The 26273-nt window shown below is 63.4% G+C and carries 24 protein-coding genes; 12 read left to right on the top strand and 12 right to left on the bottom strand.

Annotation, left to right across the window (positions count from 1 at the left end; genetic code table 11):
- The first annotated feature begins 74 nt into the window (after nt 1–74).
- Nucleotides 75–509: a 6,7-dimethyl-8-ribityllumazine synthase gene (locus QD408_RS20495; RefSeq protein ID WP_011425937.1), complete on the top strand. Its 435-nt coding sequence runs from the start codon at nt 75–77 to the stop codon at nt 507–509.
- A gap of 112 nt (nt 510–621) precedes the next feature.
- Here the strand turns inward: QD408_RS20495 and QD408_RS20490 are convergent, their stop codons facing one another.
- Together QD408_RS20490 and QD408_RS20485 are read right to left on the bottom strand one after the other, a co-directional pair.
- Nucleotides 622–1398, bottom strand: coding sequence for a DUF1194 domain-containing protein (locus QD408_RS20490; RefSeq protein ID WP_088685327.1), 777 nt, complete (start codon nt 1396–1398; stop codon nt 622–624).
- 413 nt (nt 1399–1811) lie between these two features.
- Entirely contained in the window at nt 1812–2351 is a 540-nt protein-coding gene (locus QD408_RS20485) for a Pycsar system effector family protein (protein WP_088685328.1), read from the bottom strand.
- A gap of 129 nt (nt 2352–2480) precedes the next feature.
- Here QD408_RS20485 and QD408_RS20480 point away from each other — a divergent pair, with 129 nt between their 5' ends.
- Together QD408_RS20480 and QD408_RS20475 are read left to right on the top strand one after the other, a co-directional pair.
- Nucleotides 2481–6251 carry a FecR domain-containing protein gene (locus QD408_RS20480; protein ID WP_414140558.1) on the top strand — a complete coding sequence of 1257 codons (3771 nt, stop codon included), beginning with the start codon at nt 2481–2483 and terminating at the stop codon, nt 6249–6251.
- Nucleotides 6251–8218 carry a CHASE2 domain-containing protein gene (locus QD408_RS20475; protein WP_414140557.1) on the top strand — a complete coding sequence of 656 codons (1968 nt, stop codon included), beginning with the start codon at nt 6251–6253 and terminating at the stop codon, nt 8216–8218. The genes QD408_RS20480 and QD408_RS20475 overlap by 1 nt, the downstream gene beginning before the upstream one ends.
- A gap of 445 nt (nt 8219–8663) precedes the next feature.
- Here the strand turns inward: QD408_RS20475 and QD408_RS20470 are convergent, their stop codons facing one another.
- On the bottom strand, nt 8664–9245 hold the full coding sequence (locus QD408_RS20470; protein ID WP_414140556.1) for a TetR/AcrR family transcriptional regulator: 582 nt from the start codon (nt 9243–9245) through the stop codon (nt 8664–8666).
- Nucleotides 9246–9385: 140 nt separating this feature from the next.
- Between QD408_RS20470 and QD408_RS20465 the strand changes: the two genes are divergently transcribed.
- A complete protein-coding gene (locus tag QD408_RS20465; protein ID WP_414140555.1) occupies nt 9386–9943 on the top strand; it encodes a DUF308 domain-containing protein in 558 nt (185 codons plus the stop codon).
- A 148-nt stretch (nt 9944–10091) separates the two neighbouring features.
- The gene (locus tag QD408_RS20460) at nt 10092–11072 is read left to right on the top strand and encodes an SDR family oxidoreductase (protein WP_414140554.1); all 981 of its coding nucleotides are present in this window, start codon (nt 10092–10094) and stop codon (nt 11070–11072) included.
- Nucleotides 11073–11471: 399 nt separating this feature from the next.
- Here the strand turns inward: QD408_RS20460 and QD408_RS20455 are convergent, their stop codons facing one another.
- Nucleotides 11472–12224: a nucleotidyltransferase domain-containing protein gene (locus QD408_RS20455; protein ID WP_414140553.1), complete on the bottom strand. Its 753-nt coding sequence runs from the start codon at nt 12222–12224 to the stop codon at nt 11472–11474.
- Between the two features lie 377 nt (nt 12225–12601).
- On the opposite strand from QD408_RS20455, the gene QD408_RS20450 reads away from it, so the two are divergent.
- Entirely contained in the window at nt 12602–13297 is a 696-nt protein-coding gene (locus QD408_RS20450; protein ID WP_414140552.1) for a fumarylacetoacetate hydrolase family protein, read from the top strand.
- 10 nt (nt 13298–13307) lie between these two features.
- Nucleotides 13308–13838, top strand: a complete 531-nt coding sequence (locus QD408_RS20445; protein ID WP_414140551.1) for a gamma carbonic anhydrase family protein — start codon at nt 13308–13310, stop codon at nt 13836–13838.
- A 252-nt stretch (nt 13839–14090) separates the two neighbouring features.
- On the opposite strand, the gene QD408_RS20440 is transcribed toward QD408_RS20445, so the two are convergent.
- The 5 genes from QD408_RS20440 to QD408_RS20420 form a co-directional block, all read right to left on the bottom strand.
- Entirely contained in the window at nt 14091–14792 is a 702-nt protein-coding gene (locus QD408_RS20440) for an isoprenylcysteine carboxylmethyltransferase family protein (RefSeq protein ID WP_414140550.1), read from the bottom strand.
- 163 nt (nt 14793–14955) lie between these two features.
- A complete protein-coding gene (locus QD408_RS20435; protein ID WP_088685339.1) occupies nt 14956–15357 on the bottom strand; it encodes a hypothetical protein in 402 nt (133 codons plus the stop codon).
- Nucleotides 15358–15825: 468 nt separating this feature from the next.
- On the bottom strand, nt 15826–16224 hold the full coding sequence (locus QD408_RS20430) for a Fur family transcriptional regulator (protein ID WP_004679676.1): 399 nt from the start codon (nt 16222–16224) through the stop codon (nt 15826–15828).
- Nucleotides 16221–17033 carry a zinc ABC transporter permease subunit ZnuB gene (gene znuB, locus QD408_RS20425; RefSeq protein ID WP_414140549.1) on the bottom strand — a complete coding sequence of 271 codons (813 nt, stop codon included), beginning with the start codon at nt 17031–17033 and terminating at the stop codon, nt 16221–16223. Before znuB ends, QD408_RS20430 begins: the two co-directional genes overlap by 4 nt.
- Entirely contained in the window at nt 17026–17982 is a 957-nt protein-coding gene (locus QD408_RS20420) for an ATP-binding cassette domain-containing protein (protein ID WP_414140548.1), read from the bottom strand. The genes znuB and QD408_RS20420 overlap by 8 nt, the downstream gene beginning before the upstream one ends.
- 101 nt (nt 17983–18083) lie before the next feature.
- Between QD408_RS20420 and znuA the strand changes: the two genes are divergently transcribed.
- The 3 genes from znuA (at nt 18084) to QD408_RS20405 (ending at nt 20625) form a co-directional block, all read left to right on the top strand.
- Complete coding sequence (gene znuA, locus QD408_RS20415) at nt 18084–19136, top strand: zinc ABC transporter substrate-binding protein ZnuA (RefSeq protein WP_414140547.1); 1053 nt, start codon at nt 18084–18086, stop codon at nt 19134–19136.
- Nucleotides 19137–19249: 113 nt separating this feature from the next.
- The gene (gene zigA, locus QD408_RS20410) at nt 19250–20455 is read left to right on the top strand and encodes a zinc metallochaperone GTPase ZigA (protein ID WP_414140546.1); all 1206 of its coding nucleotides are present in this window, start codon (nt 19250–19252) and stop codon (nt 20453–20455) included.
- Nucleotides 20452–20625 (top strand): hypothetical protein, encoded by a 174-nt coding sequence (locus QD408_RS20405; RefSeq protein WP_414140545.1) that lies wholly within the window; start codon nt 20452–20454, stop codon nt 20623–20625. The genes zigA and QD408_RS20405 overlap by 4 nt, the downstream gene beginning before the upstream one ends.
- 248 nt (nt 20626–20873) lie before the next feature.
- Here the strand turns inward: QD408_RS20405 and QD408_RS20400 are convergent, their stop codons facing one another.
- Complete coding sequence (locus QD408_RS20400) at nt 20874–21197, bottom strand: RcnB family protein (RefSeq protein WP_414140544.1); 324 nt, start codon at nt 21195–21197, stop codon at nt 20874–20876.
- Between the two features lie 344 nt (nt 21198–21541).
- Here QD408_RS20400 and QD408_RS20395 point away from each other — a divergent pair, with 344 nt between their 5' ends.
- Nucleotides 21542–22873 carry a hemolysin family protein gene (locus QD408_RS20395; RefSeq protein WP_088683318.1) on the top strand — a complete coding sequence of 444 codons (1332 nt, stop codon included), beginning with the start codon at nt 21542–21544 and terminating at the stop codon, nt 22871–22873.
- On the opposite strand, the gene chrA is transcribed toward QD408_RS20395, so the two are convergent.
- The gene (gene chrA / locus QD408_RS20390; protein ID WP_414140543.1) at nt 22870–24291 is read right to left on the bottom strand and encodes a chromate efflux transporter; all 1422 of its coding nucleotides are present in this window, start codon (nt 24289–24291) and stop codon (nt 22870–22872) included. The genes QD408_RS20395 and chrA overlap by 4 nt on opposite strands.
- A 1-nt stretch (nt 24292) precedes the next feature.
- Nucleotides 24293–25108 carry a chromate resistance protein ChrB domain-containing protein gene (locus QD408_RS20385; RefSeq protein WP_414140542.1) on the bottom strand — a complete coding sequence of 272 codons (816 nt, stop codon included), beginning with the start codon at nt 25106–25108 and terminating at the stop codon, nt 24293–24295.
- A gap of 608 nt (nt 25109–25716) precedes the next feature.
- Between QD408_RS20385 and QD408_RS20380 the strand changes: the two genes are divergently transcribed.
- Nucleotides 25717–26031, top strand: coding sequence for a hypothetical protein (locus QD408_RS20380; protein WP_088683315.1), 315 nt, complete (start codon nt 25717–25719; stop codon nt 26029–26031).
- The last annotated feature ends 242 nt before the right edge of the window (nt 26032–26273 follow it).

Genomic DNA, 26273 nt, shown 5'->3' with positions numbered 1-26273 from the left:
GCTGCCCTCCCGGGCCGGCGGCGGACGTTCGTGATCGCCTTGGGTGACGTGTCTGTACGCCAAAGGAGATGACTATGACACCCACCCGTTATGCCTTCGTCAAAGCCGGCTGGCACGCCGATATCGTCGACCGTGCGCTCGAAGGTTTCCAACAGCTCGTTCCCGCCGAGCAGATCGACGTGTTCGATGTTCCCGGCGCCTTCGAAATGCCGCTCCTGTCGCGCGATCTTGCCGCCACCGGCCGCTACGCCGCCGTCATCGCCGCCGCCTTCGTCGTCGATGGCGGGATCTACCGCCACGAATTCGTCGCCCAGGCCGTGGTCGATGGCCTGATGCGCGCCGGCATGGATACAGGCGTGCCTGTTCTGTCGGTCTCGCTGACACCGCATCACTACCAAGAAACCGAGCATCACACGCAGATCTACCGCGCCCATTTCGTCGAGAAAGGCCGCGAGGCGGCGCGCGCCGCTCTGATGATCGGGAAAACGCGCGCGGCTCTTGCGGCATAGAAGCCCGCGCAATTGACGGCGGGATTGGCCCGCCGTCCCTCGCCGGAGGACCTTTACCGGCGCGCCGTGTGGCACCCCTCTCGTCCCAAGACGCTGACCGTCGCCCACCACCTCACCGGTAGAACATATCCCGCCACTGCTTCTCGCCGATCAGGCAATCCGTCAGCGGCCCGGCGCCGGCGACCCTCTCCACCGTCGGCGGCGGGGACAGGCCGCTGATCTCCAGCACCAGCTTGCGGCGCACGGCGATGGCGAAATCCTCTATTCTGTGGACCGGCAGCACGAAGGCGCCGGGGCCGCCGATGACGCAATCGGCGTAATATTTGTCGAGCCCGCCGGGCGCATCGGAAGGACGCAGCATGATGGCCAGCCCATTGATGATCATGCCTGACGCCACCGTCTTGTCGCGGACGGGCGTGACTGGATCGCCCGAGTTGTTCGGGCCGTCACCGGAAACGTCGATCACCTCGCGTCTGCCCTGGAAGGGACCGGTGGCGATCATGCTGGCGCCCTGGTCGATGGCGGTCGAGATCGAGGTGCGCCGCTGCGTGCCGATCGGCCGGGCGTCGAGCTTGTCGGCAAAGGCGATCGCATCCGCTTCCGTCTCGATCACCTGCCAGTCGATCATCGAATCCTGGACGACGTAACCGGCCCATTCGAAATAGCTGATGGCGATGCGGCCGGTGAGCCCGCCTTTCACCGCATCGATGAATTCCTTGTGCTTGAGCGCCTCGACATAACCCCGGCGCTGGATGCTGATCTCCTCGAAATCCATCGACCGGGAGGTATCGACGGCAAGCACCAGCGTGACGTCGACTTCGTTGCCGCCGGCGCCTGCGGCCGGAACGAGACCGGAAAGACCCATGAGCACCGCAATCGTCGTCAACATCGACAAATCCCCGCGCCATCAAGCGGGGAAACTGTAACACAGCTTGGCCCGCGCAGGACGCCCGGCCGCGCGAGGGGCTTCAATTTTCGGTGATATCAGCAACGCCTGCCTCGCCCTTCGAGGTTCCGGCCTGGACTCTTGGTTGCGTGATCTGCGCGGCCTCTCCACGATGCTTCATTGGGGCACTGCCTTCTCCTCCCTCATTCCTGTGCCTGTCACAGGAATCCAGTGCGCCCAAGTCCTTGGGCGCGAGAGACTTTTCAACTCTCGTATTGAGTCATTCACCGCGCGGACGCGCGGTGGCTGGATTCCTGTGACGAGCACAGGAATGAGGGAAGGAAGGTTAACGCATCATCTCGCTTCTCAAGGCCCCTACGAGCACCTTCGGGGAGGCTCTTCCGAGAACCTCACCCTCACCCCGCCACCAAAAGCAGCACATAAGCAATCACGCTGACCATCAGCCCGCGAAACGCAAACGTAACGCAGCGGTATTTGTTACGGGCGATGGCGGAGAGGATGTTGGCGTTTTCGAAGTATTGGTCGAAGAGGTAGCGCTCGTCGCGGCGAAGCGCGGCGTCGAAGAACATGTCGCGATGCTTGGGCCAGGCGCCCCAGAACAGCGAGGTGGAAGCGCCGAGACGGCGCGGCAGCACGACGAGGATCGCCGACAGGATGGAGAAGACCGAGGCTGCGGCCAGCAGGCCGGAGAACAGCATGCTGCCCGGCGCGCTGCCGGTGTAGCGCGCCAGGCTGAAGACCGCCCTCACCTCGCTGGAGCTGACCAGAAAGGCGAGCATGAAAGTAAAGATATAGGCGGCCTTTTGATCGGATATCTTGATCTGATCGTAAAATATGTCGTTGATTTTCTTGATATGATCAAAATATTCGGTGCTGACGTCCCCGCTCGAGGGATTGCTCAGCATAACCTCAGTGGCATTTTCGAACTCGCTCACGTCAATACTCCACCCCAAAAGTGTTTCCCTGATAGTACACTTTGGAACGAAAGCAAGAACACGTGTGCAACGTGCTTGACTTTTTCACTTTACACGGACAAAGGGGAAGCGGGGTATGGGGTCGAGGACATGCGGGGTTACTCCAATAACATCTGTCGCGTCGGGATGGCGCTTGCGTTTGCCGTGCCCAATTTCGGGCTGCCGGCAATGGCCGATCCCGTGCAGCGCGCAACGCCGGTCGCCGGCTCCGTCATCGCCCGCAAAACCGGTGAGGAAGTCCGCTTCATCGACGTGTCGGACTGGCGCGTCGTCGACATCAACCAGGATCTTTTGACCGGCGACGTGCTGCGCACCAATGCCAACGGCCAGCTCGCCATCGTCTTTTCCGATCACACGCAGGTCCGCCTCGGCCGCAATTCCTCGCTGCAGGTCAAGAAGATGGCCGCGAGCGGCGATACGGTGCTCAATCTCCAATCCGGCACCATCTGGGCGCGCGCCGAGCGCGGCGGCCAGGGCCTGACCGTGGAAACACCTGCCGCCGCAGCCGCCATCCGCGGCACGGACTGGACGATGACCGTCGAGGGCGCCAAGACCTCGATGATCGTGCTCGAAGGCCGCGTGGCGCTCAGCAATCCGCAAGGCAGCGTCGAGGTGAGCGAGGGCGAAGGTGCGGTCGCCACCATCGGCCAGGCGCCGACCAAGATCATCAGCGTCAATCCCGACGACCGCGAGCAGATGCTCTTCTATCTCGACCTGCGCGACGGCTTCGACCTGATGCCGACCTCACCGCTGCGGGCCGACCGCATGGCGACGGAGCGCCGCCGCCTGCTGGCGCTGCCGCCGGAGCGCCGCACGAGCGAAGACTGGCTGGAACTTGCCGAAGTGCAGAGCGCCTTCGACGGTCGCCAGGCCGCGGCCGCGACGCTGGAGAAAATCCGCGGCCGCAAACTGACGGCAGCCCAGCAGGCGCGCGTCGACCTGATCGACGCCACCATTGCCGGCTCCGAAAAGCGCTATGGCGATGCAGCCAGGCTCTTCCAGAAGGCCCTGCCGCATCTCGACCCGACACGCCGCAACATGGCGCAATATGGCGGCTATTTCGCCCGTTCGCTCGCCGACCCCGCCCATGCCGAACCGCCGCCGGCCAACAGCGCCGGCCCCTACGGCGCGATCATGCATGCCTATACGACGGGCTTCCTGGAAAACCCGCGCGCCGCGCTCGAGATCATCAAGAAAGCCGAACAGCGTTATCCGGACGATCCGACCCTGCCGGCGGTGCGCGCCCAGCTGGCGGAACTCACCGACGACCGTGAGCAGATGAAGGAAGCGATCGAACGCTCGCTGGCGCTCGACCCCGATCATCCGATGGCGCTCGCCGCCCGCGCGGGCTACAAGGCAAACTATGAGAGCGACATCGACGGCGCGCTTGCCGATCTCAATCGTGCGATCGAACTCGCGCCCGGCGGGTCGAGCACGTTGAATTCACTCGGCCTGCTGCAGAGTTCGCGCGATGCCAACGGCGAGGCGGAAACGGCCTTCAAGAAGGCGATCGAGCTCGATCCGCAGGACCCGCTCCTGCACGCGAACCTCGCGATCCTCTATCTCGACCAGGCGCGCATGAAGGAAGCCAAGCGCGAGATCGACACCGCGATCGCCCTCGACCCCTCCTTCGATCTCGCGCTGCTTGCCCGCGGCCGCTACTATCTTCAGACCGGCGAGCGCGACAAGGCCCTGCAAGACCTGCTCGCCGCCAGCACCGCCAATCCCGCGCATTCGCAGTCGCAGTTCATGCTGGCAGCCGCACACTACGAAAAGGGCGACCGGCTTCCCTCCGAGCAGGCGCTCGACAACGCCAACCGTCTCGACGATGACGATCCGGTCATCGCGGCGTTCCGCACCGCGATCGATATCGACGATTACGATTCAGATGGCGCCATCCGCAACGCGCAGGAATTCCTGCGCCGCTCGCGCGCCCGTGGCGGTGATTACAGCGGCCTCGGCGCCAATGCGAGCGCCGGCTCAACCCTGAACAACGCCTTCCGGCTACAGGGTCTGGATGCCTGGGGCCGCTATTATGGCGATGCGGTTTTCGATCCCTTCAAAGGCAGCGGCTATATCGATCAGGCGATCAAGGGCAGCATCTTTCCTTTCGTCAACGCCACGAATTTCAGCGACGACAATATCATCCAAAACCGCGGCAACGCGTCGAGCTATTCATCCTTCATCCAGGGCCTGCTGATTTCTCCGCACATGCTCTCCGGCCGTTCGCGCTCGGCATCACTCTTCGACGTGCCCTTCATCGAAGGCTCGCTCGGCGGCGGCATCAACAGCGTCGACGGCCATACGAGGCGCACCGGCGAGGCCGATATCCAAGGCTATTCCAATGAGACCATCCCGATCAGCTTCTACGGCAACATCAGCTGGGAAGAGATTGCCCGCGACGGCAACTATACGGATTTCGGCGGCTTCTCCACCGACAACAAGATCCTCGGCGGCAATGGCTATCTCACAGCGACGATCACGCCGGACGACCGCGTGGTGAGCTTTGTCAATCATGGCAAGGCGTACGGGTCGCTGGCTGCGCTGACCAGGAGCACCGCTCTGACTGATCGCCTCAACGACGAATTCTTCCTACCCCTTTTTGGCATTACCATACGGACATTGGACCTGCCGCTCTACCGCAATCGATATGACGAGACGGAAAGAACCAATGCGGGCTTGGGTTGGAGCCACACTTTCGCGTACCGAAATGTGCTCAACACCGCGCTTCTCTATTCGGAAAGCAGGGTGAAAACGAATTACGATCTCACATTTGACGCCTCGGATTTCACCCGCGCTCCCGCCCCGGATATGGTTCCGTTTGCGGAATCAAGCGAAGAAACCCAATCGAAGACGTATATTGCGGCGGTCAGCCACAGCATTGGCGACGATACACTGACTTGGCGATACGGCATCGAGGGTGGCTGGACCGACGTCAGCAGCAGGGATTTCTTTCATTTCGATACCCTCGTACCGGGCTTTGTCGATGAAGCTACGATTGGCCCGACAGAAGCAAGCAGCCACGTCAACATCGCCCGCGCCTATGTCGACGTGCTCCATGAGATCACGCCTGACCTGAAGGCCGAATATGCGCTGTTCGGCACGCGCCTCTCGGGCGACGGCATTGATGTCAGCCGGCTGGAGCCGCGTTTCGGTCTTGCCTGGGCGCCCAACCAGAACCACTGGCTGCGCGCCGCTTTCATGCGCCAGAGCGTCAATACCGGTGTTCCCACCCTTGCCCCGATCGGCATCCTCGGCCTTCAGCCGAACCAGTTTTCCGTCGGCACTGAAGGTTACGCCGATACGGCCGCGCTGGAATGGGATGCCGAATGGACCGACAACTTCTTCACCTCGGTCGAGTACCAGCACCAGGAGCTGCATGATTTTTCGATCGACCTGCCGATGATCGCGCTGCCGGCGGTTGATAGCCTGCCCCTGTCGCGCGGCAGCATCGACCGCGCCGCCGTCACCGCCAACGTCGTGCTCGGCCACGGCTTCGGCCTTTCGGCCACCTATGCCTATATGGAATCGGAGAACAAGGACCCGCTGGAGCCGAATTACGGCGGCTCCCTGCCCTATATTCCGAAGAATTCGGGCCAGATCGCACTGACCTGGGTCAACGAAGCCAAGGTCAAGGCAACCGTTGCCGCCAACTATATCGGCGAGCGCGATGGCGATCGGTTCGGCACCAAGCTCGACGACTATTGGAGCCTCGACGCCCACCTGGTCTGGGAACCCTTCGACAAGCGCATGGAGCTGGAGGCGGCCGCCTATAACCTGCTCGACGAGGACTTCGAGATCACCCCCGGCGTGCCCGGCTGGGGCCGCGCCTTCAAGGGCACGCTCAAAGTCCGCTTCTGATGCAGGTGCGGGACAAGCCCCGGCAGGCCAGGCAGATCAGGAGCCGTCATCTCCGGCTGCTGGTGCTGTCGCTGACCACGCTGATCGCCATCTCGCTGCTGTCGCGCCTGCCTGCCTGGTCGCTGCTGGAGCTCAGAAGCTTCGACTATCTCTCGACCGTCGACGATCCCCGCCCGCCGCAGGGCGGGCCTGTCATCGTCGCGATCGACGAACCCTCGCTAGCCGATATCAACGCGCAATGGCCCTGGCCGCGCAGCCTGCATGCCGAACTCGTCAGCCAGTTGCGCGCCGCCGGCGCCCGCGTCGTCGGCCTCGACATCATCATGGCCGAGCCCTCGAACCCGGATAATGACGCGGCGATCGCCGCGGCGGTCGGCGCCGATATCGTGCTGGCGGGCGACGAGACGCTGATCGAGACGCCGCAGGCCTCGCAGCTGATCCGCGCCACACCGCTGCCGCAGCTAACGCAAGCGGGGGCCGTCACCGGCATCGCCTCGATCGATCTCAGCGGCGACGGCATCTTCCGGCGCATTCCGGGTTACGAGGACGGCTTTGCCGCCATGCTCGCGAAGACGGCAGGAGCGGCACGCGCCTCCGTGCCGGCCGGCCAGTTGATCCAATCCTTCGGCCCGGCCCGCAGCTATCCCACCGTTTCCTATTACCAGGCGCTCGACCCGAAGAACCTGCTGCCGCCGGATTATTTCAAGGACCGCGTCGTGCTGGTCGGCCTCAGCCTGCAAAATGCGCCCGCCATCGACAAGGGCGGCGTCGATGCCTTTGCCACACCCTATACCGTCCACACCGGCAAACTCGTCTCCGGCGTCGAGATCCAGGCGACGATCTACGACAATATCCGCAATGGCCTGTCGATCGCCGAAGCCCGGCTGCCGACGGTTGCCGCCTGCATCCTGATATCGGTGCTGCTTGCCGCCGCCACCGTCTGGCGCTCGACGGGATGGCTGACGGTCGTGACCAGCGCGGCCGCCCTCCTCGCTTTTGCGGCCGTCAGCTTTGCCGGCATCCGGCTGGCCCATGTCTTCGTCTCGCCGCTCGGGCCCACAGTCGCCTACATCTCCGTCGTCTTCGGCCAGGCCGCCTTCGATTTCGCCGAGGAGCGCCGCAACAAGCGCCAGATCACCCGCGCCTTCGCCCAGTATATCTCGCCGGATCTCGTCCGGCGCCTGTCGAACGACCCCTCGCAGCTGAAGCTCGGCGGCGAGCGGCGCACGCTCTCGGTGATGTTTTCGGACGTGCGCGGCTTCACCACCATCGCTGAGACGCTGAAGGACGATCCCGAGCAGCTGACCGGCCTGATCAACCGGCTGCTGACGCCGCTTTCCGACGTGGTGATGGATCACGGCGGCACGATCGACAAATATATGGGCGACTGCATCATGGCCTTCTGGAACGCGCCGCTCGACGATCCCGACCATGCGCTGCATGCCGTGCGCGCCTCGCTCGCCATGCAGGCCGCGATTTCGAGACTGAATACCCAATTGGAGCGGGAGGCGGCCACCCTTGGCCGAAAGCCGCACGTCCTGAAGATGGGCGTCGGCATCAACACCGGCGAATGCATCGTCGGCAACATGGGCTCGAACCGCCGCTTCGACTATTCCTGCCTCGGCGACAGCGTCAACCTCGCCTCCCGCCTCGAAGGCGCCTCGAAGAATTACGGCGTGGCGCTGCTGCTCGGCGAAGAAACCGCAAGGCTCGTCGCCAACACCTACATCATCGTCGAACTCGACCGCATCATCGTCAAAGGCCGCACCGTCCCCTCACCCGTCTTCACCGTCGTGCACAAGGCCGACACCGAAGCCCTCACCGCCCACCAGGCCTTCATCGACGCCAAATACGCCGCCACGCTTGCACCGTCCGACCCGGTTTTCGACACGCTGGCTGCGGATATACCGGAGCTTGCCGGCTATTATGCGATGGTGCGGGATGGGCTTGCGGAAGGCGGGGAGTGATCGCGCAGCGACTTGAGCTTCGGCGCGGCAGTGCGACGGGGACGCGTATTTCAGGATGAGAGTGGATGGGGGTGCCGTGGATCACCCCCCTCTGCCCTGCCGGGCATCTCCCCCACAAGGGTGGAGATCGGCTGGGCGAGATGGCTTCCCCAAACAACTAAAGCATAGTGATTGTCGCTGCCGTTCGAGAGAGGGCGATGGTCAAGCCTCTTGCCGATCTCCCTCCTTGTGGGGGAGATGTCCGGCAGGACAGAGGGGGGTGCCACACGGCATGCCGGTAAAGGAAAAAGAAACTGTCTCGCGCCCAAGAGAGCCTCATCCTTGCTGAGGCGCGCAGGCCAGAGGCCGGAGCCTCGAAGGACACGCCGCAGCGCTGCGCCTGCATCCATCAACCAGTGCGCTCGCCTCGCCCTTCGAGGCCCGCAGCGCGCCATTGCTCAGATCGTTATGCTACCCGCAGCCTCGCAATCTCAGGCCCCACGACCGCAATGAACAGCCCGGGATCGCCGAGTGCCCTCGCCGAGAGCATCGCCCCATGGACCGAGGCCATCAGCATTTGCGCCTGCTCTTCCGGCCGCTTGTCCAGCCGGAAGTGGCCTTGCTCGACGCCTGCCTGCAGCACCGAGGCCAGCCATGCCGCGAGGCCCTGGAAATGGGCGCGGACGCGGGAGGCGACCTCTTCCGGCAGCATCTGCATTTCGCTCGCCAGCATCGCACAGACGCAGAAGGGCCGCGAGGCGTCGCGGATGCATGTGTTCCAATAGTTTATGTAGAGATGCAGCTGATCGGCGGGGCTTGCAGCCTGCCCGCGCAGCGACTGCAAACCCGCCTCCGCCTGCTTGATGTAACGATCCACCAGCACCGAGACCAACTCGGCCTTTGTCGGAAAATGATGGTGGATGCTTGCCTTGCGGATGCCGATCGCGGCTGAGATATCGGCATAGCTGAAGCCGTTGTAGCCACCCGCCACGATGAGCGACTGTGCGATGTCGAGGATTTTGTCGGACGTCGAAGCCATTGATTTCATAGCGTCACCTACCTTCTGGTAGGCAGATTGTCAAGCCTCGAGCTGCATCGCTTGCATCACAAGAAGGTGTGCGGCCGCGGCGTTGACTCCTATTTTTAACCTACCTACTAGTAGGGAGGAAATTACAAAGGAACCTGCCGATGCAAACTCGATCTTCCCTCCAGTCCGACTGGCTGAGAGCCTATTATTTCACCCGCGCCGCCTTCTCGGTGATCTGGATCGCCGCCGCCATTCTCCTTGCCGGGCAGCCAGGCGCCGTGGCCTTTCTGCTGGTGGTCTATCCCCTGTGGGATGCGCTCGCCAATCTGATCGACGCCAGGGTCAATGGCGGCCTGCAGGCCAACCCGTCCCAGACGTTGAATGTCGCCGTCAGCACCGTCACGGCGCTTGCCGTCGCCATCGCGCTCGGCCACAGCACCTATGCGGTGCTGGCCGTCTTCGGGGCCTGGGCGATCCTTTCCGGCCTGTTGCAGCTCTATACCGGCGTAAGGCGCTGGCGCATCTACGGCGCCCAATGGGTCATGATCCTGAGCGGCGCGCAATCGGCCCTTGCCGGCGGCTACATGATCAGCCAGTCCTTTGCCGCCGCCGCGCCGACGATCCTCGATATCGTGCCCTATGCCGGGTTCGGCGCCTTCTACTTCCTGCTGTCCTCGATCTGGCTCGTCGTCGCAGCCCGTCGCAAGGCACATGCATAGGCGCTGCCGGTCCGCGCGGCGGCGATCCGAAGTATTGCCGCCGCCGCTCATTCCCAGGCCCTCGGCGGAGAATTGCGGGAGACGACCACCTTCTTTCGCGCTATGAAGAGTGGTCAGAACTCCCGCCCATAGACCCCGAGGTCACTCCATGGCTTTGAAAGTTCTCTTCATTGGCGGCACCGGCCAAATCTCCCATCCATGCGTCGAACGCGCCGTTGCCGAGGGCCACCATGTCAGCGTCTTCAATCGCGGCCTGAGAAGCGCCGCCTTGCCCGCCGGGACGACCTCGATCGTCGGGGAGCTCGGATCGGACGCCTATGCCGATCTCGCCAGGGCCAATTATGATGTCGTCTGCCAGTTCATCGCCTTCACCCCAGACCAGGTGGCGCGCGACATCGAGGTCTTCTCGGGCAATTGCGGCCAGTACATCTTCATCTCCTCGGCCTCGGTCTATGAAAAACCGCCGCGTCATTACGTGATCACGGAGGAGACGCCGGCGATCAATCCCTACTGGCCCTACAGCCAGGCCAAGATCGCCTGCGAGGAACTGCTGAAGAAATCCGGCAATCTCGCCTGGACGATCATCCGCCCCAGCCACACCGTCCGCACCGGCCTGCCGATCATGATGGGCGACAGCGACATCATGGCGAGACGCATGCTGGACGGCGAGCCCATCATCGTGGCCGGCGACGGCCACACTCCCTGGACGCTCACCCGCTCGGTCGATTTCGCCGTGCCCTTCGTCGGCCTTTTCGGCAAACAGGCGGCGCTGAAAGAGATTTTCCACATCACCTCCGACCGCGCCCATATCTGGAACGATATCCAGAAGACGATCGCAAGATTGCTGGGCGTGGAAGCCAAGATCGTCCACGTGCCGACGGACACGCTGATCAAGTACAATCCGGAATGGATCGGCCCCCTCCTCGGCGACAAGGCATGGACTGCTATTTTCGACAATTCCAAGGTCAAGCGCGTGGCCGGCGATTTCACCTGCACCGAGAGCCTGGACGAAATCCTCGCCGACTCGATCATGCACCTCAAGCAGCGCCTGGCGAAGAGCCGTCCGCCGAAGGGGGAGCTGGATGCGCTGATCGACAGGATTTGCGCGGAGCAAGGTGCGCTGGGCTAGGATAGACGGCAGGCATGGAGTGATGGCGACAGCGCACCCGCGGACGCGCCATCGCCTCGTTTGCCGATGAGAATGACCGGCTGGAAATAGTTTGGGAACGGCCTGACTCTATTTCTTTATTACATTGATGTTGACCGTAACGTCCTTGATCGTTCCCTCACCGTAGGACACCCGCACCTGATCCACCAACCTCTCCTCATCCCTGTGCTTGTCACAGGGATCCAGCGCGCCCAAGTCCTTGGGCGCGGGAGACTCTCTTCATTCCCAATTGAGTCATTCACGGCGCAGACGCGCCGTGGCTGGATTCCTGTGACGGGCACAGGAATGAGGGAGTTTGGAGCGACGTTCTCGCACTTGCTCGTCACCTCTCGCTGGAACGCGGCATTCTCCCACTCGCACCTATTCCAGCCGCCGCGCCTCCAGCGGAGCCTCCTGCCTGAAGCCGTCGAAAAAGCGGCCGCCATGCAAGGCAAGCTCTCGATCGGCCAAGGCAAGAAATCGGCCGCCGTCACCCTGCGCCGCCAGCCTGAACGCGGCATCGAATTCCGTCGCCAGTTCCACATCGAGCTCCCTCAGAACACGCGGCGCCCACTTGCCGCGGCCGGCCCATGCGCCGCGTCCGAGCAGCATCAGGTCGGCGAGCTTCTGGTGGAGAGCCGCCGCGATGGCGGCGATCTCTTCGGGTGGGCGGTGGCCGCGCAGGTCGTCGGCGAGATCGGTGACGTGATAGCGCAGCATGTCGTAGCTCGGGCCACCGAGAGGCTTCGGCCCTGCGGCAAGAACGCTCGCCACCTTCGCCTGGATGAGGCGCGCACGCTCGATGTCAGGCCCGACGATGCTGCCCGTCGCAACCATGTTGACCATGACCGGACAACCGCTCTCCGCATCCTGATGGAGATAATGCGCCAGCGTCTGCGGATCGTGGACGAAGGCCTCGACCGGAAAACCGTCTTCGGTGAAGGACTCCCGCCAGGCCCTGTCGAGCGACGGGAAGACGACGACGAGATCGATATCCGAAAACCCGGTCCCCTCGCCGCGCATGATGGAGCCGGAGACATAGGCGAAGGCGGCCCCGGCATAGCGGCTGGCGAGAGAGCGGCGGGCGGCGGCAAGCGCCCGCTCGGCAACAATCTGTTTCTCGATATCGTCCATGTTCTCGTCCTCGAATGCGGGAGACGAGCGGCAACAAAAAACCCGCTCGTTTCCGGCGGGTTGGTGTCTTCTGCAATGAACGGAATTCAGTTCACGCGTCTGCCACCCACCGCCAAACGGTGGTCGTAGACATCGTGGAGACTGCGAAAATCCTGCTCATGGACGGAAGTTATCGCCCGCCGGCAACAGCGTCAATCCGCCAAGCACGCTTCCCCGCCGCACTGTTTTCCGTCTAAAGCGCGTCGCGATCTTTCAGATTCGCTCCTTGCGCTTTAGGTCTTTGTTGCTACGCATGTCGTTATCGCAAAACCGCCGCACACTTTTGCGCGACATGCTCTAAGATGAGCCCAAAGACTCGTTGAACAGGAAGGCCCGCCATGCCCCATCCCACCACCGTCATTCCGCGTCCCGCGCCGGTTCTGCTGCCGGTCGAAGGCAGCGATGAGCGCTTCCCGGTGCGCCGCGTCTATTGCGTCGGTCGCAATTATGCCGATCACGCGATCGAGATGGGCCATGATCCCTCGCGTGAGCCGCCCTTCTTCTTCCAGAAGAACGCCGACAATCTGCTGCCGGCCGGCAACGCCTTCCCCTATCCGCCGCTGTCATCAGACGTGCATTACGAGGTGGAATGCGTGCTGGCGCTGAAATCGGGCGGCGCGGGCATCAAGGCCGAGGATGCGCTCGACTGCATTTACGGCTATGCCGTCGGCATCGATTTCACCCGCCGCGACCTGCAGGGAGAAGCCAAGAAGCTCGGCCGCCCCTGGGAGCTCGCCAAGGCCTTCGAACATTCCGCCCCCGTCTCGGCGATCGTGCCGGCAAGCCGCCTCGGCCATCCCGCAAACGGCCGGATCTGGCTGGAGCAGAACGGCAGGCGCGCCCAGGACGGCGACCTCAACCAGATGATCTGGAAGGTGCCGGAGATCATCGCCGAACTGTCGAAGCTCTTCGTGCTGGCGCCCGGTGACGTAATCATGACCGGCACGCCCGCCGGCGTCGGCGCGGTTGCGAGGGGCGACCGGATCACCTGCGGCATCGACGGCGTCGCGACGCTGTCGGTCGACATCGTCTGAGGAGAGGCCCATGCCCGTTTACGCGCTTGACGGACTGACCCCGAAGCTGCCGCCCGCCGGCCTCCACTGGATCGCGCCGGATGCGCATGTGATCGGCGACATCGAACTCGGCGAGAATGTCGGCATCTGGTTCGGCTCGGTGCTGCGCGGCGACAATGAGAGGATCACCATCGGCGCCGGCACCAACATCCAGGAAGGCGTCATGGCCCATACCGACATGGGCTTTCCGCTGACGACGGGCAAAGGCTGCACCATCGGCCACCACGCCATCCTTCACGGCTGCACGCTCGGCGACAACGTGCTGATCGGCATGGGCGCCACCATCCTGAACGGCGCGAAAATCGGCAACAACTGCCTGGTGGGCGCCAATGCGCTGGTGACGGAGGGCAAGGAATTCCCCGACAATTCCCTGATCGTCGGCGCTCCCGCCCGCGTGGTGCGGGTGCTGGATGAGAAGGCGGTGGAAGGTATTCGCCGCTCGGCGGAAAATTATGTGGCGAATTGGCAGCGGTTTGCGCGGGATCTTAAGGTGATTGGGTGAATGAGGCCGAAGAGAGGTGATGGTGTGCCGTGTGGCACCCCCCTCTGCCCTGCCGGGCATCTCCCCCACAAGGAGGGAGATTGGCTGGGCGCAATGGCTTCCCCAAACAACCAAGGTTCAGCAAAGAGGAACGGCAGATGTGTAGGAAGCGCAAGCCTCCTGCTGATCTCCACCCTTGTGGGGGAGATGCCCGGCAGGGCAGAGGGGGGGCCACACGGCACACCTGTAAAGAAAAGAAGCGAAGTCTCGCCCTCACCAAACGCCCGGAACCCACCGCCAGCGCACCCGCGCCATATACTCCGCATATCCCGCAAGCCCCTTGCTCAACTCCGCCTCCTCTCCCAGCGTCCGGCCGAACAGCGTGACCACCAGCAGCCCCACGGGGATCAGCGCGTAGAGCGAGCCGAGCGACAGCGCCATGCCGGCGGCAAGCACGATGGCGAATGCGTATCCCGGGTGGCGGATGGTGGCATAGGGGCCGGTGTCGATGACCTTGCGATCGCAGTCGGTCTGGATGCGCACCGTCGGCTCGAAATGCCGGTTGACCGACTGCGCCCAGGTAAGGCCGAGATAGCCTGACGTCATCAGGACATAGCCGATGACAACGACCCAGTCTGGCTGCGGCGCCCAATGAAAGCGGCCGTCGTCGAAGGCGCCGACCGGAAGAATGGCGGCGAAGAGGATGATCGTCAGCGTCGCGACCACGGCATCCCAGGCCTTCGTGCCTTTCTGATAGCGGCTGCGCGCCGCAAACAGCTCCGGATTCGTCCGCCAGATCCAGAGGATCGCGATCGCCGTCAGTGCGAGAAACAGGCCGAGGAACATCCAGCCGCGCGGCCAGTCGAGCGTGCCGGCCGGCCAGAACAGCGCCGCGAACATGACGATGATGGTGATGCCAAGCGACCCGAGCGATGGCGCCAATGCGCGGCCGGGTCCGGTTTTCAGCTGTGTCATGGCCATTCTCCGCTCCCAAGCCTGGAGCGTCGTGCATCCTCACGAGCGCGCATCGGCCCGAAAATCGATGCCGATTTTCAGACCGATGCCCAGCAGCCCCCCGCTGAATTTAGAAGGTGAAACGCGCCCGACAACGCATTGTTCGAGCGGTCGATGAGCCGCCCTACTCGGCGGCCTCCAGAAACTGGCTCTGCCCGGAAGAAGCGGCAAGCGCCCGAACTCTGGCTTCCGTCTTGGCGATCAGCTGATAGAATTCGTCCTGCGCCTCGACATCGAGCTGAATGACGGCGTTGACGTCGTCGGGCGTATCGCAAACACAGGCGACCGCCGAGATGGGACAAATGCCACCGGGATAACGCTTGCCGGTCCCGGTATAGGCGCGGCGGCCCCAACGCTCGGAATGGACCGTCTCTTCCCGTTCGAGATGGAGGATCGTCCCCTTGCACGCGGTCACGATGGCCGCTTTGCCATAAGCGAACCAATGATAATTGAGCCTGCGGAGAATATATTTGCCAGTGATGTCTTCCCCGGCGAGCTCGGCCGGGTTTTCTATCATTCGGATCATGACAGCGTCCTCAACATGCGAGCAATATCCGTCATCTCTACTTTCCTCGCAAGTCGAAAAGTGAAGCTTTTGTAGTAACTTAGTCACAAAGTATTTCTGATTCTTACATCCTGCACGGGTCGGGCAGCGCTTGGGGGGCGTACAATTCGTCGTCGAATTTACTGCCGTTGCACCTGGTTTTGCCTGTTCTGGAGGGCGGCCGTACGCCGATGCTTCGCGTTACAGGCAGTGCTCGGGGCACCCCCTCTGCCCTGCCGGGCATCTCCCCCACAAGGGTGGAGATTGGCAAGAAGCTTGACCATCGCTCCCTCTCTAACGGTAGCGACAATCACAATGCTTAGTTGTTTGGGGAAAGCGGCGCTTCCAGCCAATCTCCCCACCTGTGGGGGAGATGTCCGGCAGGACAGAGGGGGGTGCCACACGATACACCCTCTCCATCCTTCCCGCCCCTAGGCGACACTCCTCCGCTTACGCCGCGCAGGCCTCGCACAATCCGCGGATCTCGATCGTGGTTTTCTCGGGCTTGAACTTCTGCCCGCGCACCCAGGCCATCAGCCGGTGGTCGACCTCGTGGTCGTGGAATTCCATCACCTGGCCGCAGCTTTCGCAAATGGCGAAGGCGACGATGCCGTGGCTGTGGCAGTTTTCGCCGGGATGGGCGCAGGCGACGAAGGAATTGATGCTTTCGAGCCGGTGGACGACGCCGTATTCGAGCAGCTTTTCCAGCGCCCGGTAGACCTGCAGCGGCGCGCGAAAACCGTGATCGCGCAGCTTGTCGAGGATGGTATAGGCGCTGAGCGGCCCCTCGGCCTTTTCGAGCACGTCGAAAACGAGCGACTGGTTCTTGGTGAGTTGCGGTGTCGTCATGAGCCTTGTCCTTGCGTGACCGCGCGGCGCCTGACGGGGAGCAGGCTGAGAATGAAGAGGATCAGCGCCGCGACCACGATCGACGGGCCGGACGGCGTGTCGTAGGTGAGCGAGCCGAACAGCCCGCCGACGACGGCGGCCGCCCCGATCAGCGAGGCGAGCACGGCCATGATCTCCGGCGTGACCGAGAAACGGCGTGCCGCCGCTGCCGGTATGATCAGCAGCGAGGTGATCAGCATGATGCCGACGATCTTCATGGCAATCGCGATGACGACGGCCATCAGCAGCATGAAGAACAGCCGCGCCCGCTCGGGCCGCAGCCCCTCGGCCTCGGCCAGTTCGGCATTGACGGTGGCCGCCAGCAGCGGCCGCCAGAGCCAAGCGATGGCGGCGAGTACGAAGAGCCCGCCGCCCCAGATCAGGGCGATATCAGATGCAGACACCGCAAGGATATCGCCGAACAGGAAGGCGATGAGATCGATCCGGACCCAACTCATGAAAGCGACCATGACGAGACCGATCGCCAGCGTGGCATGCGAAAGGATGCCGAGCAGCGCATCGGCCGACAGCGCCTGGCGCTTCTGCAGGAAGAGCAAGAGCACGGAGACGAGCGCGGCGACGGCGAAGACCGCCAGCGTCAGGTTGAGTTCGAAGAGCAGCGACAATGCAACGCCAAGCAGCGCCGAATGGGCGATCGTATCGCCGAAATAGGCCATGCGCCGCCAGATGATGAAGCAGCCGAGCGGCCCCGTCGTCAGTGCCAGCCCGACGCCGGCAAGGATGGCGCGCACGAAAAAATCGTCAAGCATGGCGGCCCTCCCCGCTGCGGGAATGGGCGTGTTCATGCGCATGATCGTGCCCATGATGATCGTCATGGGCGTGCTCATGAGACCCATGTGCGTGATCATGCCCGTGCTCATGCGCGGCATGAGCGTGCTCATGGGCACCATGAGCGTGATGCCCATCTTCGGGATGACAATGATCCGTCACCGTGCCGTCGGCGTGTTGCACGCGCCCATCCGGCAGGTGCGTATGATCGTGGTGATGGCTGTAGACGGCGAGCGTCTGGGCCGCCCGGCTGCCGAAAAGGCGCACATACTCCGGGCTGCGGCTGACGGCCTCGGGCGTGCCGCGGCAGCAGACGTGGCCGTTGAGGCAGATCACCGTATCGGTCTCGGCCATGACGACGTGGAGATCGTGCGAGATGAGCAGGATGCCGCAGCCGCTGGCATTGCGGATCGATTTGATGAGGTCGTAAAGCGCGATCTCGCCGGAGAAATCCACCCCCTGCACCGGCTCGTCGAGCACCAGCAGGTCGGGCTTGCGGGCAATGGCGCGCGCCATCAGCGCCCGCTGGAACTCGCCGCCGGAAAGGTGCTGCACCTCGGCGCCGATCATATGGGCGATGCCGGCAGCTTCGAGTGCGGCCTGCATGTCGCGCTCCGGCAGCGGCCCGGTCAGCGTCATCAGCCGGCGCACCGTCAGCGGCAGCGTCCAGTCGATCGAAAGCTTCTGCGGGACATAGCCGACGTTGAGGCCGGAGAGCCGCTCCACCCTGCCCTCATCAGGCTTCAGCACACCGATCGCGGCCTTGGCGCTCGTCGATTTGCCCGAGCCGTTCGGCCCGATCAGCGTGACGATCTCGCCGCGCGAAACGGAAAATTCGACGCCGCGCACCAGCCAGCGGCCGCCGCGCAGGACGCCGACATTCTCGAGCGAAACCAGCCGTTCGCCCTTGGCATGTGCGGGAGAGAGCATCAAATTTTCCGACAGCGCTGTTGCATCCTGCTATTGCACACGTTATAGCATAACGCAATTGATGTAATAACATAACATTTGCAATTCAAGCGGAGCATATGATGAAACGCGCCTTGGGGCCTGCTCTGAACAGCCTGGCCCTCAGAATTCCGGCCGCCCTCGCCATTCCGGCTCTTGCGATCCCCGCTTTGCTTTTTGCCGGCGCGATGCGGGCGGCCGATGCACCCGTCGTCGTCACCTCGATCAAGCCGATCCATTCGCTGGTTTCGGCGATCATGCAGGGTGTGGGCGAGCCGGAACTGATCGTCGACGGCGCTGCCTCCCCGCACACCTACAGCATGAAACCCTCGAATGCGCGGGCGCTGCAGGATGCCAAGGTCGTCTTCTGGGTCGGCCCGAACCTGGAGGCTTTCCTCGAAAAACCGCTCGAAGCTTTGGGCTCGAATGCCAGCGTCGTCGAGCTCGACAATGCGCCCGGCCTGACCAAGCTGCCCTTCCGCGAAGGCGGCGCCTTCGAGGCGCATGACGACGGGGACCATGAAAGCGCTTCCGCCGATGACCACGATCATGCGGCTGAGCAAGCACATGATGGTGAGCATGCACATCGCGATGATCATGAAGAGCACGGCCACGGCGCCTTCGACACGCATCTCTGGCTCGACCCGATGAATGCCAAGGCGATGGCCACCGTCATCACCACGACGCTGGTCGCCGCCGACCCCGCCAATGCGCTGACCTATCAGGCCAATGCCAAGGCGCTGGACGATAAGCTGACGGCGCTGGACGAGGAGATCGCCGCCACCGTCGCCCCCGTCAAGGACAAGCCCTTCGTCGTCTTCCACGACGCCTATCAGTATTTCGAGCACCGCTACGGCATCCGCGTCGCCGGCTCGATCACCGTCAGCCCGGAAACCATTCCCGGTGCCGAGCGCGTCTCGGAAATCCACCGCAAGGTCGGCGAACTCGGCGCAACCTGCGTCTTTGCCGAACCGCAATTCGAGCCGCGCCTCGTCAAGGTCGTCATCGAGGGCACGAGCGCCAAATCGGGCGTGCTCGACCCCGAAGCCGCAACCCTCAAGGCCGGCCCCGATCTTTACTTCACCCTCATGCGCGGCATCGCCGACAGCATGAAGGCTTGCCTCTCCAGCGCATGATATTCATGCGACATACTGGAAAGAGCTGAGGCGGAAAGAGGCGGATGACCCCGTTCCGCCTTTTTTCGTCACCATTAATGTAATGATATAACATTAATATCAATGAGGTTCCCATGGACAACAGACTTCCGGTCACGGTGCTCTCCGGCTTTCTCGGCGCCGGCAAGACGACCCTGCTCAACCACGTGCTCGCCAATCGCGAGGGCCTGCGCGTCGCCGTCATCGTCAACGACATGAGCGAGGTGAACATCGACGCCAGTCTCGTGCGTGATGGCGGCGCCAATCTCTCGCGCACCGAGGAACAGCTGGTCGAGATGACCAATGGCTGCATCTGCTGCACGCTGCGCGACGACCTGTTGAAGGAGGTGCGCGACCTCGCCGATCAGGGCCGCTTCGATTACCTGCTGATCGAATCCACCGGCATCGCCGAGCCCCTGCCCGTCGCCACCACCTTCGAATTCCGCGACGAGAAGGGCCAGAGCCTTTCCGACGTCGCAAGGCTCGATACGATGGTGACGGTCGTCGACGCCGCCAATCTGCTGACCGACTATGCCTCTGCCGATTTCCTCGCCGACCGCGGCGAAACGGCCGGCGACGGCGACAACAGGACGATCGTCGACCTGCTGGTCGAGCAGATCGAATTCGCCGATATCGTGGTGCTGAACAAGATCGGCATGGCAAGCGAAGAACAGCGCGACGCCGCGCGGAAAATCATCATCGGCCTCAACCCCGATGCGAAGCTGATCGAGGCCGATTTCGGCAAGGTGGCGCTGAAGGAGGTGCTCGGCACCGGCCGTTTCGATATCGACAAGGCCGAGACCCATCCGCTCTGGTACAAGGAGCTGCACGGCTTCCGCGACCACGTGCCGGAGACCGAGGAATACGGCATCCGCTCCTTCGTCTATCGCGAGAAACGGCCCTTCCATCCGGCGAAACTCCAGGCCTTTCTCGACAGGACATGGCCGGGCGTGGTGCGCGCCAAGGGCTTCTTCTGGCTGGCGACCCGGCCGCACCATGTCGGCGAGGTCAGCCAGGCCGGCGCAATCGTGCGCACCGGCAAGATGGGCCTGTGGTGGGCTTCCGTGCCCCGCGAGCAATGGCCCGACGAACCCGGCTTCCTCAATGCCATCAGCCCGTACCTCGACCCCGTCTGGGGCGACCGCCGCCAGGAAATCGTCTTCATCGGCGCCGATCCGATGGACGAAGCCTGGATCAGAAGCGAACTCGACGCCTGTCTGGTGGAAAGCAACGCCTTCACCCCCGAGCGCTGGCGCAACCTGCCCGACCCCTTCGCCAGCTGGAACAGGCAGGCGGCATGAAGGCGACGGCAATCAAACGCTACCGCTGCATCTGCGAGGAATGCGATCCATTGCCGCCGATCGAGGGGCTGCATCCGCTGACGCATGAGGGTGTGGAGGAAACGGCGCGCAAGGCGAAGGGATTGCTCGGCATTGTCGCGGAGCGGGTGATGCCACGCCGGCAGGGGTGATGAGGAGATGTTTCCGACGGGAAACGGAATGACCGGAGGGTGGACAATCGGTAAGACACTGGCCGACACCAGCCACGACCAGACGAGGTTCGCCAACTCTTCTTTCGTCATGCTCGGGTTTGTCCCGAGCATCTGCTTCCGGTCGATAGGGCAGCAGATCCTCGGCACAAGGCCGAGGATGACGTTGAGTAAGAGCGAAGCTCATCAACGAACGAAGGGCGGCCTCCGCCGCCCTCACCCACTCCCAATCAGCGCCCGGCAATGATGCTGGAGATCACCCCGCTGGCGACACCGATCAGCAGGAAGTCGTTGTCGGCGCGGACCCAGTGATAGCCGCGCGGCGGAGGCGCCAGCCGGTAGCGGCGGTAATCATTGACGTCATGAAACCGGCGGCGCTCGCTGGCATTGACGCGATAACCCTTCTTCCAGTGCGACCGGATGACCGTTTTCTTGACGATCACCTTCCTCTCGACGACAGGCGGCCGACGAAAATCATCCGCGCTGGCCTGGGAGGCGACGATCGGCGAAAGAAGGAAGGAGGCGGAAAGAAGAGCTGCAAAGATCTTTTTCATGTTGGGGTTCCTTGTGTGGGGCACGGGATAAAACTAGGCCCGAAAACATGAACCGAAACTGAAATTTAAATTAAACTTTCGTAATGGAATCCGAGGCATGCGAAGCCAAGTTTATATTTTAGATTAAACTTATAAATCAGCCCAAAGAGCGCTTTGCGAAGCACGCGCTCGGCGTTGCTTTTCCATTCTACCGCGCTCGCCTCACCTTGGAGATGGCCAACGGGCTCCATCTTTCCTCCCTCATTCCTGTGCTCGTCACAGGAGGAAAGAATACCGGCTGCGCCTTGCCAGCATTGTACCAGCGTGTAGTTTCGGACTCGCGTCAATTCAGAGGTAAGGAAAACATGTCCGAATCCGCGGGTGGGCTCCTCGACTATGTCGGGATATTCGCCGTGTTTTTTCTCGTGGCCGCCAATGGCTTTTTCGTCGCCGCCGAATTTGCGATGGTGTCCGTCAGGCGCAGCCGTGTCGCCGAGCTCGTCGCGGCGGGCCGGATGAATGCCAAGGCCCTTCAGCGCGCCGTCGACAATCTCGACGCCAATCTCGCGGCAACCCAGCTCGGCATCACCATCTCCTCGCTGGCCCTCGGCTGGGTGGGCGAGCCGGCGCTTGCCCATCTGATCGAGCCCCTGCTCTCGTGGCTGCCCGGGCAATGGGCGACGACGGGCGCCCATACCGTCGCTATCGTCATTGCCTTCGTCATCATCACCGCGCTGCATATCGTGCTCGGCGAACTCGCGCCAAAAAGCCTGGCGCTCCAGCGCAGCGAAGCCACCTCGCTTGCCGTGGTGCGCCCGCTCGGGCTTTTCCTGGTGCTGTTCAAGCCGGCGATCTTCACGCTGAACGGCATGGGCAATCTCGTACTGCGCGCCGTCGGCCTTCGCGCCGGCACCGGGGAATCCTCCTTCCATTCGCCGCAGGAGCTGAAGCTGCTCGTCGCCGAGAGCCAGGAGGCCGGCCTGTTGAACCCGGTGCAGCAGCAGCTCGTCGAGCGGGTGTTCAACATCGGCGACCGGCCGATCTCCGACATCATGACGCCGCGCCTCGATATCGAATGGTTCGACGCCGACGACAGCGAGGCCGAGATCCTGAAGACGATCCGCGAATGCGGCCATGAACAGCTGCTGGTCGCCCGCGGCTCGATCGACGAGCCGATCGGCATGGTGTTGAAGAAGGATCTTCTCGACCAGGTGCTCGACGGCGGCAAGGTGCGGCCGATGGATGTGATCAGGCAGCCGCTGGTGCTGCACGAGGGCACCAAGGTCGTGCGGGTGATCGACAGCTTCAAGGCCTCGCCCGTGCGCCTCGCCATCGTCATCGACGAATATGGCAGCCTCGAAGGCATCGTCACCCAGACCGACCTGCTGGAAGCCATCGCCGGCGATCTGCCGGGGGCCGACGAGGAACCCGACATCATCGTCCGCGAGGACGGCTCGCTGCTGATCGACGCGATGATGCCCGCCTTCGACGCCTTCGAACGGCTGGGCCTCAAGGACCGCCCGGATGCCGATTTCCACACGCTTGCGGGCTTTGCGCTGCACCAGCTCCAGCACATCCCCGAAACCGGCGAAACCTTCCTCTTCGAAGACTGGCGCTTCGAGGTGATCGACATGGATGGCATGCGCATCGACAAGATCCTGGCGACGCGCGTCCCGGCGAACGGCATGGAAGGTTAGCTCACCGCCAGCGTCCAGAGCATGCCGGCGGTCGCGCAGGCAAAGAGCGTCGTGATGACGGAGGTCTTGAAGCGGAAGATCGCGATGGCGGCGGCGGCCGAGAGCGCGATGGCCGCCGGCACGGCCGATTGCAGCACGGGAACATCGAGCCGCAGGCTGCCGAGGCTGACGGTGGCGACTTCGGCAAACAGCGTGTGCAGGCCGAACCAGATGGCGAGGTTGAGAATGACGCCCACCACCGCCGCCGTGATCGCCGACATCGCACCGGCGAGCGCCACATTGCCGCGCAGCTTTTCGATGAAGGGCGCGCCGAGGAAGATCCAGAGGAAACAGGGCACGAACGTTACCCAGGTCGTCAGGATCGCGGCGAGCGTGGCCGCCAGCATCGGATCGAGCGAGCCGGGATTGCGGAAGGCGCCCATGAAGCCGACGAACTGGAGCACCATGATCAGCGGCCCCGGCGTCGTCTCGGCCATGCCGAGGCCATCGAGCATCTCGCCGGGTTTCAGCCAGCCGAAATGCTGCACGGCCTCCTGCGCGACATAGGCGAGCGCGGCATAGGCCCCGCCGAAGGTGACGACCGCCATCTTGCTGAAGAACAGGCCGATCTGGCTGAAGACGTCGCCCGGCCCGAAGACCGCGTAAAGTAGGGCGACGGGCACGAGCCAGAGGGCGAGCAGCGCCGCCGAGATGCGCAGCGACCAGGCGAGATTGGGACGTGCATGATCAGGTATGCCCTCGCCGAGCGCCGAGTCGGAATCCGACAGCACCGCGCCGCTTGCGGCCTTGTGGCCGCCGCCGGGGCTGAAGGCTTCGAGCCCGAAGCGGCCACCGAAGAAACCCCCGATGGCGGCAGCCAGCACGATCAGCGGGAACGGCACATGAAAGAAGAAGATGGCGATGAAGGCCACGGCCGCGATCGCCAGCATGACGCGGTTCCGGAGCGCCCGGCCGCCGATGCGGATGACGGCCTGCACGACGACGGCAAGCACGGCCGCCTTCAGCCCGAAGAACAGGCCGGCGACGATGCCGACACTGCCGTAAGCGGCATAGATATAGCTGAGGGCGAGGATCGACAGGAAGCCCGGCAGCACGAAGAGCACGCCGGCGACGAGGCCGCCCAATGTGCGGTGCATCAGCCAGCCGATATAGACGGCGAGCTGCTGCGCCTCCGGGCCGGGAAGCAGCATGCAATAATTCAGCGCATGCAGGAAACGGTGTTCGCCGATCCACCGCTTCTCGTCGACGATGATCCGATGCATGACGGCGATCTGGCCGGCCGGGCCGCCGAAGCTCAAGGCGGCGACGCGCAGCCACACCCGGAAGGCCTCCCCGAACGAGACGCCGTGATGATGCCCCTCGCCCGCATCCTTCTTCCCCGCCTGGCCGGCGGGCGCATTCTCCGTCATCTCGACCATCTCACGCCCTCTTTTTCGGCGCGGGCCAGTTGTGGGTTTCCTCGGTCGCATCGCGGCACCAGCGGAAGAAGGCATCGTAGAGAAGCATGCCGGCCTCGAGCTGCTCCAGATCGTCGGAATACATCCTGGAAAGGCCGAGCGAGGCGGCAAGCAGGCCGGATGCCTCGGGCGCGAGATCGAGCCGTGCGGTATCCGCCGCCCTGACGATCTTCGCGAGGTGCAGGAGCGGTTCGGACGCCAGCCCGAACTCCTCGACCATCACGTCGAAGGTGCAGAACTCGCCGCGATGGCTCCAGAACACGTCCTCGATATCGAAGGGCGCGGCCCCGAAGCGCTCGCCGACGGCGATGACTTCAGGCGCCGGCACGAACAGGAAGACGGCGTTGGGATCGACGAAGCGCCGGATCAGCCAAGGGCAGGCGATGCGGTCGATCTTCGGCCGCGCCCGTGTCACCCAGACGGTGCGCCCCTGCGCATCGCGGCGCGGCAGCTTCGCCTCGGGCACGACAGGCCCCGCCGCGACCCAGGCTTCGAAGCCGCCTTCGAGGGTTTCGGCCTCGATCCCGGCATGCCTGAGATAGGCGGCGACACCATGGCTGAGCTTGGCGCCCCTTTGGCAAACCACGACGACGGCATCGGCATCGATGCTATCGGCCCAGGAACCAACGTCGGCATGGCCGTGCCGGATCGAGCCTGGCACCAGGCGCGGATCGAGCGCGAAATCCTCGTCGGTGCGAACGTCGATGATACAGGGCGCACCGGGGGTTCCGATGAGGCGGTTGAGCTTGTCGGGAGATATTTCGAGAAATGACGGCATGACGCGTCCCTCCGTTGATCGGTTTTACCGGACGCGATTCTTCAGCATGTCGCCTCGTGGGGTGATCGCGACCCCAGACCCAAAGCATTGGCAAAGAGACCCCGTCCTGTCAAGGACGACGCTTACGCTGCGGTTACGACTGTCTATACGGCGGCTGTGCTGTGTGTGTGACAGCCCGGTGGTCTCTTCGGGTGTCATCCTCCGCGATGCCTTTCGCTTGCCGCTCAAGGCGATCGTCGCTAGCGCTCCTCACCCCCCTCATCTGCCTGCCGGCACCTTCTCCCCGCTGGGGAGAAGGGACCAAGCCGCACGGCCGCCATTCACACAGCCAAAGTTCCAGAGGGACCGAGGCGCTGCCACGATTCCCTTCTCCCCAGCGGGGGCCCGAAGGACGGGCGAGACCCGTGGCTCGCCCCGGTCGATGCCGGCAGGCAGATGAGGGGGCCGCACGGCAGGAGCATAAGCGAAGGGCAATACCGGAGTATATCACCGACGCCCAAGGAGCCCCTCCAGCCCCAAAAACCCCGCCAACACAAGCACTTCGGCCCCAGAATGGAACAAAATGCCCACTCGGCCATTTCTCTCTCACCGAAAGAGGAGAAAGTACCATGACGTACGACCCCAATAATGCCAACGATCCGAACCGCCCGCTGAACCCGAATCTGGACTTGCGCACGACGCCAACGGCGCGCAACAGCAATACGTGGGTTGTTTGGGTTGCTGCATTGGCCGTGATCGCTGTTGCTGCATTCGCCTATTCGCAGTGGAGCAGCACACCTCCGGGCACTTCGCCGGATACGACGGCCTCCACGACCCAGTCCGAGCCGGCGCCGGCCACGCCGATGGCTCCGACCGATAACAGCGCAACGCCTGCTCCGGCACCCGCACCGGCCACTCCGCCGGCTGCCCCTGCCCAGCAGTAGCCGCTGCCCGGTCTTGCGCGCTACAGCAATTCCAGCAAAAGTGTGCAGCGGTTGTCTAATCGCATTGCCTTAGTCAAGGCTGTTTTGTCATCAGGCATCGACGCCGCTTTTGGGGACGGCGTAGCGAGGGGGATTCGAATGTTTGGGCGATGTTGTCTTCAAAGCTGTCCAGCGCCGGGAGCAGGGTTGTCTGCGCGGTCGACACACGGTCGCCGCATGATGGGTCTTCGCAGGCAGGACCT

This window comes from Rhizobium sp. BR 249 (assembly GCF_047445895.1).
Classification (GTDB): domain Bacteria; phylum Pseudomonadota; class Alphaproteobacteria; order Rhizobiales; family Rhizobiaceae; genus Rhizobium.
This window is presented reverse-complemented; position numbering and strand designations above follow the sequence as displayed.